The sequence below is a fragment of the Alteromonas sp. MB-3u-76 genome, assembly GCF_002831605.1.
Taxonomy (GTDB): domain Bacteria; phylum Pseudomonadota; class Gammaproteobacteria; order Enterobacterales; family Alteromonadaceae; genus Alteromonas; species Alteromonas hispanica.
Genome location: NZ_CP025115.1, coordinates 2232279 through 2249101, shown reverse-complemented (window position 1 = coordinate 2249101; position 16823 = coordinate 2232279). Strand labels below are relative to the sequence as shown.

13 protein-coding genes are annotated in these 16823 nt (G+C 43.4%); 9 read left to right on the top strand and 4 right to left on the bottom strand.

The window, feature by feature from the left end:
* Positions 1–955 precede the first annotated feature (955 nt).
* The 4 genes from putP to CW735_RS10050 all read left to right on the top strand — a co-directional run bounded on the left by putP (position 956) and on the right by CW735_RS10050 (position 5956).
* Positions 956–2455 (top strand): sodium/proline symporter PutP, encoded by a 1500-nt coding sequence (gene putP / locus CW735_RS10065; protein ID WP_100971940.1) that lies wholly within the window; start codon positions 956–958, stop codon positions 2453–2455.
* A gap of 15 nt (positions 2456–2470) precedes the next feature.
* Positions 2471–3580, top strand: coding sequence for a glutamate 5-kinase (proB, locus tag CW735_RS10060; protein WP_100971938.1), 1110 nt, complete (start codon positions 2471–2473; stop codon positions 3578–3580).
* Positions 3577–4824 carry a glutamate-5-semialdehyde dehydrogenase gene (locus tag CW735_RS10055; RefSeq protein ID WP_100971936.1) on the top strand — a complete coding sequence of 416 codons (1248 nt, stop codon included), beginning with the start codon at positions 3577–3579 and terminating at the stop codon, positions 4822–4824. The genes proB and CW735_RS10055 overlap by 4 nt, the downstream gene beginning before the upstream one ends.
* 184 nt (positions 4825–5008) lie before the next feature.
* Positions 5009–5956: a mechanosensitive ion channel family protein gene (locus tag CW735_RS10050; RefSeq protein WP_100971934.1), complete on the top strand. Its 948-nt coding sequence runs from the start codon at positions 5009–5011 to the stop codon at positions 5954–5956.
* Here CW735_RS10050 and CW735_RS10045 read toward each other — a convergent pair.
* Together CW735_RS10045 and CW735_RS19560 are read right to left on the bottom strand one after the other, a co-directional pair.
* The gene (locus CW735_RS10045) at positions 5953–6504 is read right to left on the bottom strand and encodes an HNH endonuclease (RefSeq protein ID WP_100971932.1); all 552 of its coding nucleotides are present in this window, start codon (positions 6502–6504) and stop codon (positions 5953–5955) included. The two genes, CW735_RS10050 and CW735_RS10045, sit on opposite strands and share 4 nt — an antisense overlap.
* Before the next feature lie 139 nt (positions 6505–6643).
* On the bottom strand, positions 6644–6799 hold the full coding sequence (locus tag CW735_RS19560) for a hypothetical protein (protein ID WP_157812679.1): 156 nt from the start codon (positions 6797–6799) through the stop codon (positions 6644–6646).
* Positions 6800–6802: 3 nt separating this feature from the next.
* On the opposite strand from CW735_RS19560, the gene pnp reads away from it, so the two are divergent.
* From pnp to CW735_RS10030, 3 genes are all read left to right on the top strand, one after another.
* On the top strand, positions 6803–8914 hold the full coding sequence (gene pnp / locus CW735_RS10040; RefSeq protein WP_100971930.1) for a polyribonucleotide nucleotidyltransferase: 2112 nt from the start codon (positions 6803–6805) through the stop codon (positions 8912–8914).
* Between the two features lie 148 nt (positions 8915–9062).
* Entirely contained in the window at positions 9063–9356 is a 294-nt protein-coding gene (locus CW735_RS10035) for a DUF1244 domain-containing protein (RefSeq protein ID WP_100971928.1), read from the top strand.
* A 360-nt stretch (positions 9357–9716) separates the two neighbouring features.
* On the top strand, positions 9717–10997 hold the full coding sequence (locus CW735_RS10030; RefSeq protein WP_232368257.1) for an MATE family efflux transporter: 1281 nt from the start codon (positions 9717–9719) through the stop codon (positions 10995–10997).
* Positions 10998–11006: 9 nt separating this feature from the next.
* Here the strand turns inward: CW735_RS10030 and CW735_RS10025 are convergent.
* A protein-coding gene (locus tag CW735_RS10025; RefSeq protein ID WP_100970927.1) for an IS3 family transposase occupies positions 11007–12184 on the bottom strand; the annotation gives its coding sequence in 2 pieces (ribosomal slippage) (positions 11007–11935 and positions 11935–12184; 1179 coding nt in all).
* 388 nt (positions 12185–12572) lie between these two features.
* On the opposite strand from CW735_RS10025, the gene CW735_RS10020 reads away from it, so the two are divergent.
* On the top strand, positions 12573–15317 hold the full coding sequence (locus CW735_RS10020; protein WP_100971926.1) for a M16 family metallopeptidase: 2745 nt from the start codon (positions 12573–12575) through the stop codon (positions 15315–15317).
* 77 nt (positions 15318–15394) lie between these two features.
* The gene (locus CW735_RS10015; RefSeq protein ID WP_100971924.1) at positions 15395–16453 is read left to right on the top strand and encodes a PhzF family phenazine biosynthesis protein; all 1059 of its coding nucleotides are present in this window, start codon (positions 15395–15397) and stop codon (positions 16451–16453) included.
* 48 nt (positions 16454–16501) lie between these two features.
* Here CW735_RS10015 and CW735_RS10010 read toward each other — a convergent pair whose 3' ends face one another.
* Positions 16502–16741 (bottom strand): RNA recognition motif domain-containing protein, encoded by a 240-nt coding sequence (locus CW735_RS10010; RefSeq protein WP_100971922.1) that lies wholly within the window; start codon positions 16739–16741, stop codon positions 16502–16504.
* Positions 16742–16823: the final 82 nt, after the last annotated feature.

Genomic DNA, 16823 nt, shown 5'->3' with positions numbered 1-16823 from the left:
TTAAAGTCATGAATTTTATGGGTTTATAGGGTTTGTTAAATTAATGAAAGGGTGTGTTTGGCAAATAAAGAGAATGTGTTTTGCCTTTGCAATAAACCTCAGGCCTCGCTTTATCTTAAAAGACTCTACGTCGGATTTTCACTGTCTGTGCAAAATTTTCATCCCAATCAATGTGAAAATCAGTCAAAAGGGGCGAGGTGATTGTTGTGTTAGTTGTATTTATATAAATTCTGTTTTTATAGCGGTGGAGAAGATAAAACCATTTTGGTTTGCAGTAATAACCCTCTTCGGTCTTGATTTTGCGGAGTCTAAGTATAATTTCACCCGAAGGTGTTCATAGAGCAAAACTGGCGAATAAAGCGGTTATTTTAGTTTATTCGAACCTTTACTTTAAAAAGCGGCTAAAAAGATTTTGAAAGTAACAGTGTGCTCTAGATGCAGAGATTAAAGCTTCTTTTGAATGTTATTTGTTCTGGTGCTTGCTTGTATTTAATTTATGTCATAATTGTTTCTATAACTATTTAAGTACCCAGGTTTAGTTAAATACGCCGTAATTTGATATTGTTTCATGAAAATTTATAAAAAGTTAACCTGCTGATATTTAAGGTTTAAGTGCTTAATTTTCTGGTGTTGTTGCTTGTGAAACATCATTGGTGTGAAAGTCATGACAAATTGCTCTGAAATTAAGTTGTGCATAATTTGCGCTTGATATTTTCTCGCAAATCTATATATTGTTTGAACTCTAATGATTATTGCTCGATGCAATTGATGGGGTTTGGTCATAATTCCAAAAGCCTACAAGTCGATTGGCACAGTGCTCGCTCCATTGACGAAGCGTTAACGAAGCCAAGGTTAACGAAGCCAAGGTTAACGAAGAATGTGCAGTTTAAGCTATCAAGTTGTTAAATCGTCAAATTATTAGATTTTCGAGGCAGCAGAGGATTTTTCGCAATACATGGCATTTGAAAGTTACATATCGCTGGCAGTGTATTTTATTGCAATGCTAGGTATAGGCGTGTTTGCCTATCGCCAATCTACAAGCGATATTTCAGGTTATATCCTTGGTGGACGTCAAGTAAGTCCCCACGTAACAGCGCTTTCAGCCGGCGCTTCAGACATGTCCGGTTGGATGCTTATGGGTTTGCCTGGAGCTATGTACATATCAGGCTTCGATGCAGTTTATATAGCGATCGGTCTTTTGACCGGGGCGCTTTTAAACTATATTTTCGTTGCACCTAAGTTACGCGTATACACCGAGGTAGCAGATGACTCGCTTACGGTTCCAGAGTTTTTTGCTAAGCGCTTTAATTCGCCAAAGTCGAGTTTGCGCATTGTTTCGGCAACAATCATCGTACTGTTTTTCACCCTGTATACATCCGCTGGTTTAGTAGCAGGCGGCAAGCTTTTTGAGAGTGCATTTTCTCTCGATTACCAAGTTGGTTTGTTCATAACTCTTGGCGTAGTGGTGTCATACACTTTGTTAGGCGGTTTTTTGGCAGTTAGCCTAACCGACTTTGTTCAAGGTAGTATTATGTTTCTAGCGTTAGTGCTAGTTCCTGTTGTGGCCTTCAGTCAATTTGATAGCGCGTCGCAAATGACGAGCGCAGCGTATGCATCTGTACCGAATTTTTCAGACTCTTTGGAAGCGTTAACATTGGTCGGCTTGCTATCGAGTCTTGGATGGGGGCTTGGTTATTTTGGTCAACCTCACATCATTGTTAGATTTATGGCAATTAGATCGGTGAAAGCCATCTCCACGGCTCGAACAATTGGCATGTCGTGGATGACGGTAACTATCATAGGCTCTTTGGGTACAGGACTTGTAGGTGTTGCCTATGCAAACCAGTTTGGTCTTCGTGTAGATGATCCGGAAACTATTTTTATTATTTTCTCGCAAATTTTGTTTCACCCATACATTAGCGGGTTTTTGATGGCGGCTATACTCGCTGCGATCATGAGTACAATTTCGTCACAACTGCTGGTTTCTGCGAGTTCGCTGACCGAAGATATCTATCGAGTCATTACAAAGAAAGAAGTGTCTGATAAACAAACAGTCACAATTGGACGTTATGGTGTAGCAGGGGTTGCTGTAGTGGCTCTGATTTTGGCCCTAGATTCATCAAACACAATTTTGTCATTAGTGAGTAACGCATGGGCAGGATTTGGTGCTGCTTTTGGTCCTTTAGTGCTGTTTTGTCTGTATAAAAAGGACCTAACTGCGAAGGCTGCGCTTGCCGGTATGGTTTCGGGAGCAGTGACAGTACTGTTCTGGATATACGCGCCTATACTTGAAGGTGGGCAGGCATTGAGCAGCGTCATTTACGAAATTATTCCAGGGTTTGCAATAAGTGCAATTACTCTGTGGGCGGTAACTAGATGGGGCGAAAATCCATCACCAAATGTAGAAGCTACATTTGAACAAGCCGGCCAAGAATTAGCGAATCAACAATCTTAAGGTTAGATATATATTATGAGTCATCCAAATTGGAATCGCGTCGTCATTAAAGTAGGTAGTGCACTTATTGCGCCGAATCAACAGGGGTGTAGTAGCCACTATTTGCTGAGTATCGCACAATTTATAGTTCGCTGTAGAGCGAACGGTACGCAAGTTGTTCTTGTGTCATCGGGGTCAGTTGCCGCAGGGTCACACATGTTCGCAGATCAGGAAAAGACCAATATTGCGGTGAAAAAAGCGATGGCGGCCGCGGGTCAAACCGAAATGATCGCAACGTGGGATCGACTGTTTGATTTCCCATCGGCACAAATGTTGTTAACACATGCAGACCTTCGCGACAGAGAGCGTTACGTGAGTATTCGTGAAACAATTTTCAGCTTGCTGGACAACAATATTCTGCCGATTGTTAACGAGAACGACACCGTAACTACTGATAAACTCAAAGTAGGCGACAATGATAATTTGTCAGCGATGGTAGCGGCAGCGGCCGATGCCGATGCGCTTATCATTTGTTCTGACATCGATGGGTTGTATAACAAGAACCCGCACGAGCACGACGATGCAAAAATGCTGAAATCGGTGGATACTATCGACGAAAGTATTTATGCCATGGCCGGCGGCGCAGTGAAAGGCGGTGTTGGAACCGGCGGAATGCGCACCAAAATTGAAGCGGCCGAAAAAGCGGTATCTCACGGTATAGATACCTACATTATTAATGGCTTTACCGAGCTGTCTTTTAATATGCTGTTAGCAGGTGAAAATCCTGGCACGCATTTCAGACCGTTCAAGAAGCCAATGAAAGAAAACGAGCACTGGATGCGTCATACATCAAATGCGCAGGGCGAAGTGATTATCGAAGGTAATTTCGATGGCACGTTAGGTACCGACAGTGACCAGTTAACGAGTAGCGAAATAATCGGCGTAAAAGGCGAGTTTTCCGTAGGCGATACTATTTTGGTACGCAAGGAAGACGGCACTAAACTGGTAAAGGCCAAGTCGAATTATAGTAGCTGTTTATTGAATTTTATTGCGAATCAGGACAGTGATGAATTTGCCCACGAGTTCGAAGAGAAAACGGGGCCAATTATTTCTGATCAGCACGTAGCAAACCTGGAGAAAGAATGAGTATTATTACTGAGTTAGCACAACAAGCAAAACAAGCTGCACGTAAATTGGCTGTTTTAGACGAAAGCCAAAAGAACGCGGTGTTAACTGACATGGCTGCAGCTATTAGAGCCAACAAAGACAAGATAATTGCGGTTAACGAAAAAGAAGTAGCTCGCGCCAAAGAAAATAACCTTGATGAAGCTATGATCGATCGTCTCATCCTAGATGATGAGCGTATAGAAGCGATGGCAGAGGGAATCGAAGTTATTGTTGAGCTTGACGATCCCGTGGGTAAAGAACGTGTTTTCGGTACTCGACCTAACGGCATCGAAATTAAGAAAATGCGCATCCCTCTAGGGGTAGTGTGCATGATTTATGAAGCGCGTCCAAATGTAACTGCTGATGCAGGTGCTCTATGCTTCAAATCAGGTAATGCAGTTATTTTGCGTGGTGGTAAAGAGGCGCTAGATACGAGTCTTGCCATTGCAGAGCTAATGCAAGATACACTTGAAAAGCACAACTTGCCGAAGGCGTTAGTGACGGTTGTACCTAACCCTGACCGCGCGCTAATGCAAGAGTTGATGGAACAAAGAGACTATATTGACGTGATCATACCTCGCGGCGGTGAAGGTCTAATCAATTACGTTACCGATAACTCTAAAGTTCCGGTAATTCAGCATTTTAAAGGCGTTTGTCACTTATACGTAGACAGTGACGCTGACTTAGACAATGCACTAGAGATTTTGCTTAACGGTAAAACTCAGAGAACAGGCGTGTGTAATGCACTTGAAGGTTTAGTTGTTCACCAAGCAATTGCTGGCGACTTTTTACCTCGTGTTGCGCAAGCATTTAAAGAGCATGGTGTTAAGGTTCACGTTGACAGTACAGGCAGTGAATACTTTGAGGGTGCTGACGTTATTGATGAATCTGGGTTCGGTGAAGAGTACTTAGGTCTTGAAATAGCAATTCGTGTTGTTGATGACTTCGACGGTGCAATCGATCACATAGCGCAGTTTGGTAGTAACCACACCGAAGTTATTTGTACAAAAGACAAAGAAAAAGCGAAATTATTCCAACGCGCAGTTGATGCCAGTGTTGTTATGGTAAACGCTTCTTCACGTTTTTCTGACGGAAGTCAGCTAGGTTTAGGCGCAGAAATAGGTATAGCGACAACAAAGTTGCATGCCTATGGCCCAATGGGACTAGAGTCTTTAACCTCAGAAAAATATTTAGTGAATGGCGAAGGTCAAATTCGCCAATAAGCCAAATATAAGAGTTTTTTTGTTAAGGGTGTTTTTAATAAACAGTTTTCGGGAATAAAAGCTCGCAAAAAGCACATAGTGACTGGTCGGCATTGTGCCTGCTCGTTGAGTGCTTCATAATACAAAGCGCTGACATTCGTCAGCGTTTTTTTTTGCTTTCAATAAATTAGAGTGGAGTGACTTGATGGAGAATGTGATGGAACCAGCACAAATATGGCAAACATTCATCGCGTATGCGCATGAATACAAGCTATTGGCTTCTGTCTTACTGCTTATTTCTCTGCATTATACCAAAAAGGGCATGTTGCGCCTTATTAAACTCAGAAGTTCTCGCAAAGGTGAGGATAGACGAAATCAGATCAACATTTTAGAGCAGCTGGGTAATGCGTTAATCATCATATTGCTGATGGTGCTTTGGTCTGCTGAAATTCAAACCCTCGCTATATCAATTGCTGCATTCATGGTGGCCATTGTGCTGGCCACCCGCGAATTTATTCAATGCTTCATGGGCTTTATTTACTATCTGGGTGCTCGGCCTTTTCGGGTGGGCGACTGGATACAGATGAATAACAATATAGGTGAAGTGGTAGAAATGGACTGGGCCAAAACCACCATGTTGGAAGTGGATAGGGAGAGCTTCAACTATACGGGTAAGCACGTATACGTACCTAATAGCCAACTGGTTACTCAAACGGTACGCAACCTCAACTTTATGCGTCGATATCGCTTGCATTCTTTCAGTATTGTTAACGAGCCTACCGTAAACGCCTATAGTCTTTTACCGGCATTTCACGCAAGAGCGCAGGCTCACTGTGAGTATTTTCGCGATGTCGCAGAACGATACAAGGGTTTAATCGAAAGACATCTCGAGCAAGAATTTATTCGAATCGATCCGGAAATTGAAATCAAAACCAACGAGCTTGCAAAAGTGGTGGTGCAGGTTAACCTTTTTTGTCCTACGGACGAGGCACAAGAACTTGAGCACAAGATGTGTTCAGATTGGTTGAGCCTTTGGTTTAGAGCGTTGAAAGAAGAAAGTCAGATGCTGGCAACGCTTCAAGAGCAAAGTCAAACATCCATGCAGGCCCACAATGCAATAAGTACACAATCGTCTTCAGGTGGCGCACTCTAGCTGCACTTCCATTGCCTATATCGAGTAAAATGACTTTCCAAAAAAGCCATTTGGTCTGCTAAAATTTTTCTGTTCATCAAATAAAAACGCTCATATACGTTTGGCCTGAACGGAACTGCAAGTAATGGCATATTTGCCTCTTCGGGGGTCTTTGCTCCTTTTGCGTGATTACATCTCTGACAGGCAGAGGCCACGTTGGTCCAGTTGTCTTTTCCGCCCCTTGAACGAGGTATAATATGATCCCGCGTAAGCTGTTTTGGCGAAAACTGCGCACCGCAATAAAGGCACATATAACTATCGCGACGGAAAAGGTATTTATTGGTTAATGCAATTTTTCCACTCATATCAGTGACCTTGCCATCGCAAGCGATAATACTCGACAACGACAGCTCACTTTGAATACCTGCGTGATTCCATCCACCTTTAAGCGTTATGGCATCTGTGCCAAGCTCGAACAATACCTTGTCTTGGCAATAAAGTTTGGCGGCGTGCTCTATGTCTATCCACTCTTGTGGCATTCCAGCCTTATTCAGTCTTAGCACAAGCATAAATTCCCCTTAACGCACATTTGTTTTATACAGTTGTTTTATGTGGTTGTTAGTTTTGACCTTTGCTTTTTTCTATCGTACTCGATTTTGTGACATCAGTTTATTGCATTGTGATGAAAATATAGCCATGTAATCTTTTTTAATCGAGTGATGAAGCTGCGGTAGGAAATGCAGGAGATAAATACATAATAATTTCAATCTTCTCCTTCATTTGGCGATGGCAAAATTCTGTGTTCATCGCTATACTGAGCACCGCAATTAAAAGCGATAAATAAAGATTGGAATTAAAGGACAAATAGTGACTCCTATTACTAAATCATTTCAGTATGGTCAGCATACTGTAACTCTAGAGACGGGCGTAATTGCTCGTCAGGCAACAGCTGCGGTTTTGGCAAGTATGGACGACACGTCTGTATTGGTATCGGTAGTTGGTAAGAAAGAAGCGAATGCAGGTCAAGATTTCTTCCCACTAACGGTAAACTACCAAGAAAAAGCGTATGCTGCGGGTAAAATCCCTGGTGGATTCTTCAAGCGTGAAGGCCGTCCATCTGAAGGTGAAACGTTAATTGCACGTCTTATTGACCGTCCAATTCGTCCACTTTTCCCTGAAGGCTTCAAAAATGAAGTTCAGATTATCATCACTGTAATGTCTGCTAACCCAGATATTCCTACTGATATCATCTCACTTATTGGTACCTCTGCAGCACTAGCCATTTCTGGTATGCCGTTTAATGGTCCAGTTGGTGCAGCTCGTGTTGGATACAGCAATGGTGAATATATTCTTAATACACGTGCTGAAGAGCAAGAGTCAAGCGAACTTGACTTGGTTGTTGCTGGTACAGAAGGTGCGGTATTAATGGTTGAATCTGAAGCCAATGTGCTTTCAGAAGACACTATGCTTGGTGCCGTTATGTACGGTCACGAGCAAATGCAAACTGTTGTTAAGGCGGTAAATGAATTCGCGGCTGAAGTTGGTACTGAAAAGTGGGACTGGAAACCAGAAGCGGAAAATACATCGCTAAAAGACAAAGTAAAAGCGTTAGCTGAAGCAGAAATGACGGCTGCTTACCAGATTTCTGACAAGCTAGAGCGTAAAGACGCAGTTGTTGCTGCGACAGAAAAAGCGCTTGCAGCCATTGTTGCAGAAGACGAAGAGCAAGACCAAAAAGAAGTACTTGACCTTCTTCACGAGCTTGAGTCTGACGTAGTACGTTCACGTATTCTTTCTGGCGAGCCACGCATCGACGGTCGCGACCCTAAAATGATTCGCGCCATTGATGTGGCTACAGGCATTTTACCGCGCACTCATGGTTCGTCATTGTTTACTCGTGGTGAAACGCAAGCTATCGTTGCAGCAACGCTTGGTACAGAGCGTGATGCACAGATGATTGACGAGCTTCAGGGCAAGCGCGATAGTCGCTTCATGCTTCACTACAACTTCCCTCCATACTGTGTGGGTGAAACCGGTTTTGTTGGTTCACCAAAGCGTCGCGAAATTGGCCACGGCCGTTTAGCAAAGCGCGGTATTCAAGCAGTTATGCCAAGTGAAGAAGAATTCCCGTACGTAGTACGTGTAGTATCTGAAATCACTGAGTCTAACGGTTCATCATCTATGGCGTCAGTATGTGGTACTTCACTTGCGCTTATGGATGCAGGTGTTCCTATCAAGGCATCTGTTGCTGGTATCGCAATGGGTCTTGTGAAAAGTGATGACAACTTTGTTGTACTTTCAGACATCCTTGGTGACGAAGATCACCTTGGCGATATGGACTTTAAAGTAGCGGGTACTACCGATGGTATTACTGCACTTCAAATGGACATAAAGATTGAAGGTATTACTAAAGAGATCATGCAGATCGCACTTAAGCAGGCTAAAGAAGCACGTTTGCATATCTTAAAAGTGATGGATGAAGCCATTGGCGGACATCGCGAAGAACTTAGTGAATTTGCACCTCGCATCTACACCATGAAGGTAGACCAGGATAAGATCCGTGATGTGATTGGTAAAGGCGGCGCAATGATCCGTCAAATTACTGAAGAATCTGATACCAACATCGAAATTGAAGATGACGGCACTATCAAAATCTTCGCAACAGAGCGTGCGAAAGCAGAAATCGCTATTGCTAAGATTGAGCAAGTGACTGCTGAAATTGAAGTGGGTAAAACCTATAACGGTAAAATTACCCGCATCGTTGACTTCGGTGCATTCGTAGAAGTACTACCTGGTAAGGAAGGTCTTGTACACATTTCACAAATCGCTCACGAGCGTGTGAATAAAGTAACTGACTACCTTAAAGAAGGTGAGATGGTTGATGTTAAGGTTATGGAAATTGATCGCCAAAACCGCGTACGTCTAAGCATTAAAGAACTTCTAGAAAAGCCTGCGCCTAAGTCTGACGACGCAGAGTAATAGTGTGGAAAAAGCGCAAAAATGCTTTTGTACATTCATTAAAGAATGTGCCCATTAAGAAGTAAGAAAGACTGAAAAAGGGAGCCTAGCTCCCTTTTTTGTTTTGGTTGACCCGTCCTAAATAGCGTTAAGGTAAAAAAGGATAAAAATGGATAAGCAAACTCAAACTGAAATAGAAGCTGCCGTATTTCGTCGTTTAGTAGAGCACCTAGACGAAAATAAAGACGTTCAGAATATCGATTTGATGATTTTGGCTGATTTTTGTCGTAACTGTTTAGCGAAATGGTATTCGTCAGCGGCTAGCGAGAAAGGCGTTGATGTAGATTACGAGGCTGCTAGAAAGGTTGTTTATAAAATGCCTTATTCAGAATGGAAAGAAAAACACCAGCTTCCTGCTACAGATGAACAACTAGAGAAGTTAGCCGCTAGACAGCAGAAGTAATGCAGTACGTCACTGCTATTTGCCTCCAATTATACAGGCAGCACCGTCAAGTTTAGGCGTGCTGCCTTTAAACTCTTTTATCGCCTGCTCAAAATTCAGCCTCAATTTCTGCTATGACGTCATCATATTGATATCTTATCTTTACTATATAACTAAACTTAAAACTCCCGCCTGCGTAAAAACGTCCATGAAAGAAATCGCGCTTTGGTAAGTGCTTTTTATTATCGCATTTGCTCCTATAAACGAGCAGATGCGTCTTTATTATTGTTCGATTTTTGTTGTTTTTATGGAGTGTATTTTTCTTTGGGGCTTAAAAATCGGTATGTCACTAGCGTTATCCGACATAGCTGGAGTAGCTAAATGGAAGCAAAGAAGTCAGACCCATCTTTAACCGAAGGCTCAATTGTGGGCCACATGATTCGGTTATCTATACCTGCATCCACAGGCATGATTTTCAATACTCTCTACAACCTTACCGACATTTGGTTTGCGGGCTATCTTTCAGACAATGCGTTGGCCGGGCTGTCTATTGCCTCTAGCGTTTTCTTTTTGCTGCTGTCTATTGGTATAGGCATTCAAACTGGTGCTTCAGCTATGATAGCGCCTGGTGCTGGCCGTGGCGAAACACATGAGGTTAAAGGTTGGCTTGATAATGTCAGTGGTTTAGCGATTGCGTTTAGTGCATTGTCTTGTGTAATTGGCTTCTTTGCTGCTCGCCCTCTAGTGGTTTTACTTGGCGCCGAACCTAATATAGAACCTCTGGCTATGGACTATCTATGGGTAACTTTAGCTGGCTCTCTTGGTTTTACTTTGTCTTTTGGTGCCGCAGGTGCACTCATGGCATTAGGTGATACAAAATCTAACCGCAACGCCTTAATGGTGGGCTTTGTCGCTAATTTCGGGCTCAATCCTCTATTCACGTTTGTATTAGATTTAGGCGTAAGTGGCATTGCCCTCGCAACTGTTGTTATCAAGTTTGCAACCGCATTTTATTTGTTTCGAGTGCTGATGAAACGGTTGAATATCTCTGTGAAACCCACCTTTGATAAAGCACGATGGCGTGATTTATTACGGCAGATACTGCCAGCCAGTTTTAATATGCTCACCATCATTTTGGGCGGGTTTATTACGGTGGCTCTTATAGGGCAGTTCGGTAGTGAGCATGTTGCTGGCTACACTGTAGGACTTCGCCTCGAGCAAGTGTTGCTGTTACCGGCTTTGGGTTTAAACAGTGCAGTTATGGCTATTGCTGGGCAAAACATGGGGTTGAACTATTTCGACAGAGTATCGGAGACTTATCGCAAAGGGCTACTAATAGGTTTGTTTATGGCCTTTGTATCAATACCTGTAATGTATTTTCTTTCGCCCTTGGCCATGAGCTTATTTACTGATGATACAACCATACAAAGCACAGGTATTACTTATTTAAGGATAGACACATTAGCTTTCTATGCTTATGTAATCTTGTTCCAAAGCGTGGCGGTATTGCAGGCGATGCAAAAGCCCATGTTCCCCATGTATTTGGGTATAGCACGCCAACTTGTAGTGCCAGCAGCAATTAACTATACGCTCATTATTGTATTGGACTACCCTATGGTATCGATGTTCTACACTATAGTTGACGTGGTCAACCAAAATTGACCAACCCAGTTAAGCTACTTTCTTCTGTTTCAATGCTGCCACTTCATACTGATTCGGACTCATATATCCTAAGTATGAATGTAACCGCATCGGATTATAAAACATCGCGATGTACTGCAAGATATCTTGCTGTGCTTCGAGACGGGTTTGATATGACTTCCAATGCACACGTTCTTGTTTCAGTGTACCGAAGAAACTCTCTACCACGGCATTATCCCAACAGTCGCCTTTTCGACTCATGCTGCCAATAAAACCATGGCCTTTCAATAATCGACGATACTGGTCACTTGCATACTGACTTCCTCTGTCAGAATGAACAATCAATCCTGGCTTCGGGCGACGTTGCCAAATCGCCATTGTCAGTGCATCGCAAACAAGCTTGGCCTTCATTCGTGAACCCATACTCCAGCCCACAACCTTCCGCGAGAACAGATCAATAACCACGGCTAAATACAACCAACCTTCACGTGTCCAGACGTAGGTAATATCGCAAACATACGCTTGGTCCGGTGCGTTAACGTCAAACTCACGGTTGAGTACATTGTCGAATACGGGCTTGTCGTGATCACTATTGGTGGTGATTTTATACTTCTTCTTGTATCGAACCTTTACGTTGGCTTCTTTCATTAACTGCCGCGTTTGCTGTCGGCCTACTGGATAACCTAAACAGTTCAATGCTCGCTGCATTCTGCGGCTACCGTATGTATGCTCACTCGCAACATCTATGGCTTCAATCCATTCGAGCATCTCAGCTTTTTCGTTATCCTTCTGCGTCTGCGGCCATTCCTGCTTCTTCATATACCGGTAGAAGCCATTTCTATTCACGCCCAACAGTCGACACATTAAATCGACTGGATAGGTCTTTTTACGTTGCGCGATGAAACGATATTTTATTTCGTTTCCTTGGCGAAAAAGACCGTCGCTTCCTTTAATATGCGCTTTTCCATTTCAAGCTGTTTGACCTGCGCTTTAAGTCGACGGATCTCTTCTTGCTCTGGTGTTAATTTACCGTTGCCCCTAAATGCTTGCCCATCATCATCTTGCTGGTATTCCTTGACCCAGCGACTGATCATCTGATTGTTAACATCTAACATTTTGGCAACATCGGTTCTGCTATGGCCTTGATCAAGCACAAGACTAACCGCATCGAGTTTAAATTCTTTGGTGTAACGCTTTCTTTCAGGCATCTCTTTCTCCAGTTAAGCTGATATTATACTCTTAACTGGACTGGTCAATTCAATTGGACCACGTCAAGTGGGTGTTGTTATTCTCAGTGCCGTGATTGCCTTTTTCTATACCACAAGAGAAATAAGCCGACTAAGCAGCGCTTAAAAACTAGTTGAAATGTACAGTGGCTTCTTCCGTTTTTTAACGTTTTGTAACGATTCTTATTGCGTCTGATCATTGCGTTAGTGTCATCACAACGCTAACTTAATTGTGGGGAGCTTCTGCTTTCTTAGCATTGAAGAGGAAACGCCTCTAATTAATGGGAGTTAGGTTTCGGTGCTAACGAAAATAGATGACAAAATAGTACAAATATAAATAGAACGTTCATAAAAATAAGGACAATATTTTATGCGGGTGTTTAAAAATTTAACGAGGCGATGTCTTAGCGTTGTAGCCATCACCTTGGTGGGAATGTCACCGGTCGTTGCTGATGACGATATTGATATTAGCTACGAAAAGTTCACCATGGACAACGGCCTTACCGTTATTGTTCATGAAGATCGAAAGGCGCCGGTTGTGGCCGTGGCGGTATGGTATAAGGTTGGTTCGAAAGATGAGCCTGAAGGTAAATCAGGGTTTGCTCATCTTTTCGAGCACCTTATGTTCAATGGCACTGAAAACTATGATGACGAGTGGTTTGGTGCGCTACAAGAAGCCGGTGCTACGGGTCTAAATGGCACCACCAGTTTCGACCGCACTAACTACTTTCAAACCGTTCCGACACCTGCTCTTGACCGTATATTATGGATGGAATCAGACCGCATGGGTCACCTCCTAGGCGCAGTGACGCAAGAGAAACTGGATGAGCAGCGCGGCGTTGTTCAAAATGAGAAACGTCAACGTGGAGACCAGCCCTATGGTGCGTTTTTAGATCATGCCGTTAAAGCACTGTTTCCCAACGAACATCCGTATTCACATAACGTTATCGGCTCTATGGAAGATTTGAACTCCGCTTCACTAGACGATGTGAAGTCGTGGTTCAATAAATACTATGGCCCGAACAACGCGATTTTGGTGCTTAGTGGTGATATTAATGCTGACGAAGCCAAGCCTCTGGTCAATAAGTATTTTGGTGATATTGAACCTGGCCCATCTTTGTCTAAATGGCAATCTTGGATCCCAACGCGTACCGCGAACACCAGAGAAATTATTCAGGACAAAGTACCGCAAACTCGAATCTCACGCCTTTGGGTTTCGCCTGAAAACATGAGCCCAGAAGCCACAGATCTGCTTATTGCAGCAAGTGTGCTAGGTGATGGCAAAAACTCTCGCATGTACAAAGAGCTTGTTTACGACCAACAAATCGCAACAAATGCATCGGTGTTTAATTACGAGCTACAAATTGCGTCCATTTTCGGTCTTAGCGTAGATGTAGCACCAGGCGCAGATGTTAAGAAAGTAGAGCGTGAAATGGATAAAATTATCCAAGAGTTTTTGCGTAAAGGCCCTACCAAAGATGAAGTAAAGCTGGTATCAACAAAGCGCCGTGCTTCAATTATTCGTGGGCTTGAAGAAGTAGGAGGCTTCGGTGGTAAAGCTGATAGACTGGCATCAGGTGAATTCATTGCTGGCGACCCTACGTATTTTAAAACCGAGTTGAAAGAACTTGCTAGCGCCACACCCAAGAAGGTTAAAGCTGCGGCTAATGAATGGTTGGGCGATGGATGGCATCAAATTACCTTTGTGCCTTTTGCCGAGCATGCTGCGACTACTGAAGGGGTAGACAGAAGTTCAGGGCTTCCTACCATATCTGCGGAGACTCAATTGTCGTTTCCTGATGTGGAGAAAACCACCTTATCAAATGGTATTGAAGTGGTGTTTGCAAAGCGCTCAACTGTACCCATTGTGAATGTTGCCGTTCAGTTTGACGCTGGTTATTCTGCCGATGCGGGTGGAAAACTCGGATTGGCAAATTTTGCCACTGTCATGTTAGATGAAGGCGCTGGCCGTTATGATGCACTAGAGCTAGCGGCGGAGCTTGAAAAGCTAGGTACTAGGTTAAACAGTGGTTCTAACCTTGATACCACCACTGTCAGTATGTCTATGTTAAAAGAAAATATGGACGATTCTTTGTCGTTGTTTGGTGATATTTTGAAAAAGCCGACCTTTGATAAAGAAGAGATTGAACGTCAGCGCGCGCTTATTCTAAGCGAAATTGCGCAGCAGAAAACACGTCCAGTGAGCATTGCCCTTACCTTGCTACCACCGCTTATTTACGGCGATGATCACGCTTATGGGATCCCTTTTACCGGTTCTGGAACTGCTGAAGGTGTTCAGTCGGTCACTCGCAGCGACCTGGTCGACTTTAAAAACACCTGGTTACGTCCAGATAATGCCACGGTATTCGTAGTGGGCGACACCACGCTCGACGAAATTAAACCCGTGCTTGAAAAAGAGTTTGGTAAATGGAAGGCATCGGGTGAAAAGGGCACTAAGCAAATTGCCCAGGCAAGCATGCCAGAAAAGGGAAGAGCGATTATTATTGACCGTCCTGGGTCTCAACAATCGCTTATTCTTGCTGCACATTTAGCACCGCCTACCGGTGTAGATAATAACATTGCCATTATGGCGATGAATGAGACCTTGGGTGGAGCCTTTACTGCGCGTGTGAACATGAATTTGCGTGAAGACAAGGGTTGGGCCTATGGCGCCTACACTTTCTTACAAGAAGCAAGAGGTCAAAGGCCGTATATGGTTTATGCACCTGTACAAACCGATAAAACCGGTGCATCTCTACTGGAATTAAAGAAAGAGCTTAATGGCTACTTAGGCGACAAACCGCCCACAGAGTTAGAGTTAGAGCGCGCACGATTAGACCAAGTACGTTCGTTGCCAGGACAGTTTGAAACGGCTGGCTCTGTGCTTAGCAGTTTGCTATCGAGCAGTCGCTTTAATCGCGACTACGACTACCCTGAAAGTTTAGTGGAGAAGTATAATAGCTTGTCGCTAGACGACTTAAACGATGCTGCAAAGCAGGTGGTTCAGCCTGATAAATTAACATGGTTGATTATTGGCGATGCAGAGAAAATTAAAGCAGAAGTGGAAGCTGCTAATATTGGGCCTGTTTCTGTTCAGAGTATGAGTAGCCTTTAATAGCGTTATAACCCAAGACAAAGCCGAAGCCAAATAGCTTCGGCTTTTTTTGTTTTATAGGTATAAATAAAAAGAAAATGGACAAGAATAGAGTGAAGAAAATAAAAGTATTTTTGGTCAATGCATTTACTAAGAATAACGGCGGCGGAAACCCCGCTGGAGTGGTGCTAAATGCAGACGGGTTAACTTATGATGAAAAGTTAGCAATAGCCAAAGCGGTAGGCTATTCCGAAACGGCATTTGTTTCTAAAATTGTAAATAGTAAAAGTTCTAGTGGGGCTACTCGTAGAAGTGCAGTCGAGAATGCCAATACCGATGTCGATATGGATGCCGAAGTGTCGTTTTTTACTGTTACCGACGAGGTCGATTTTTGTGGTCACGCTACACTAGCAGCATTTTCAACGCTATTTCATCAAGGGGTGTTTCAACCTGGAAGCTATGTGCAAAAAACAAAAGCGGGTCTGCTAGGTGTTTCCATAATGTCGAACGGGCATGTTGAAATGAAGCAAAAAGCACCAGAGTTTATTGGAGAGCTAACCTGCGAAGCAATTTCTGACGTTATCTGTATTGCTCCACAAGTGCTTGCTCAAACAGAACTTCCAATTGAGATAGTCTGTACGGGACTGCCTGATATTATCGTGCCTGTGCCAATGGGGTATTTAGACAAGATACAGCTTGATAGCACGAAAACTATTGAATTTTGTAAGGCGCATAATGCTGTTGGCATTCACGCCTTTGAACTGTGTGAAAGTGATAATACGATAACGGCAAGCTGCAGAAACTTTGCCCCGTTACTTGGCATTACTGAAGAGTCGGCTACCGGAAGTGCCAGTGGTGCATTAGCGTGCTATCTCGCTAAGCATTATATTGGGCACAGCGCTGTAAGTCGCACCGGGAATAGCACTGGACAGCGTAATACACACTCTCAGCACAGTGCATTGGGTAAAAAAGGGACTGACTCTGCTATAACGTTTAATTTTGAGTTTGAACAAGGCCGCGCAATGAACTGCCCCTCAGCAATTACTGCGACTGTGGTCACAGCGACAAACAATGGCTTATCGAGTAGCAGTCACGGCTGGACAGTTTCTGTTGGCGGTTATGCTAGCCAGTTCGGTGAAAAAACAGTAGCGCTTTAGTGTAGTTACTTAAAAGGCGTGTGCCAGTAAGGAACTGTTACAAGCGCTCTAGTCTTGCGCAAGCTTAACTCTAATTTTGTTATTGGCTACAGTGGCGTGGTGTAAGCTTTTAAGGGCCTTTTGCGCATCGTCAGTATTGTTCATTTCTACAAAGGCAAAGCCTTTAGATTGACCCGTTTCTTTATCTAGCACTAGGCTGCATTCGTCCACTTTACCGTGGGCAGAAAAAAGAGAAAGTATTTCGTCTTGTGTCGTTGTTCTCGCAAGATTGCGAACTAAAAGTTTCATAGAGATTTCGCTTATATAATTAAGGCGACATTGTCTCAGGTATATTGTCGCAAACCAAGAAAAGAATATGTTTATTCATTGC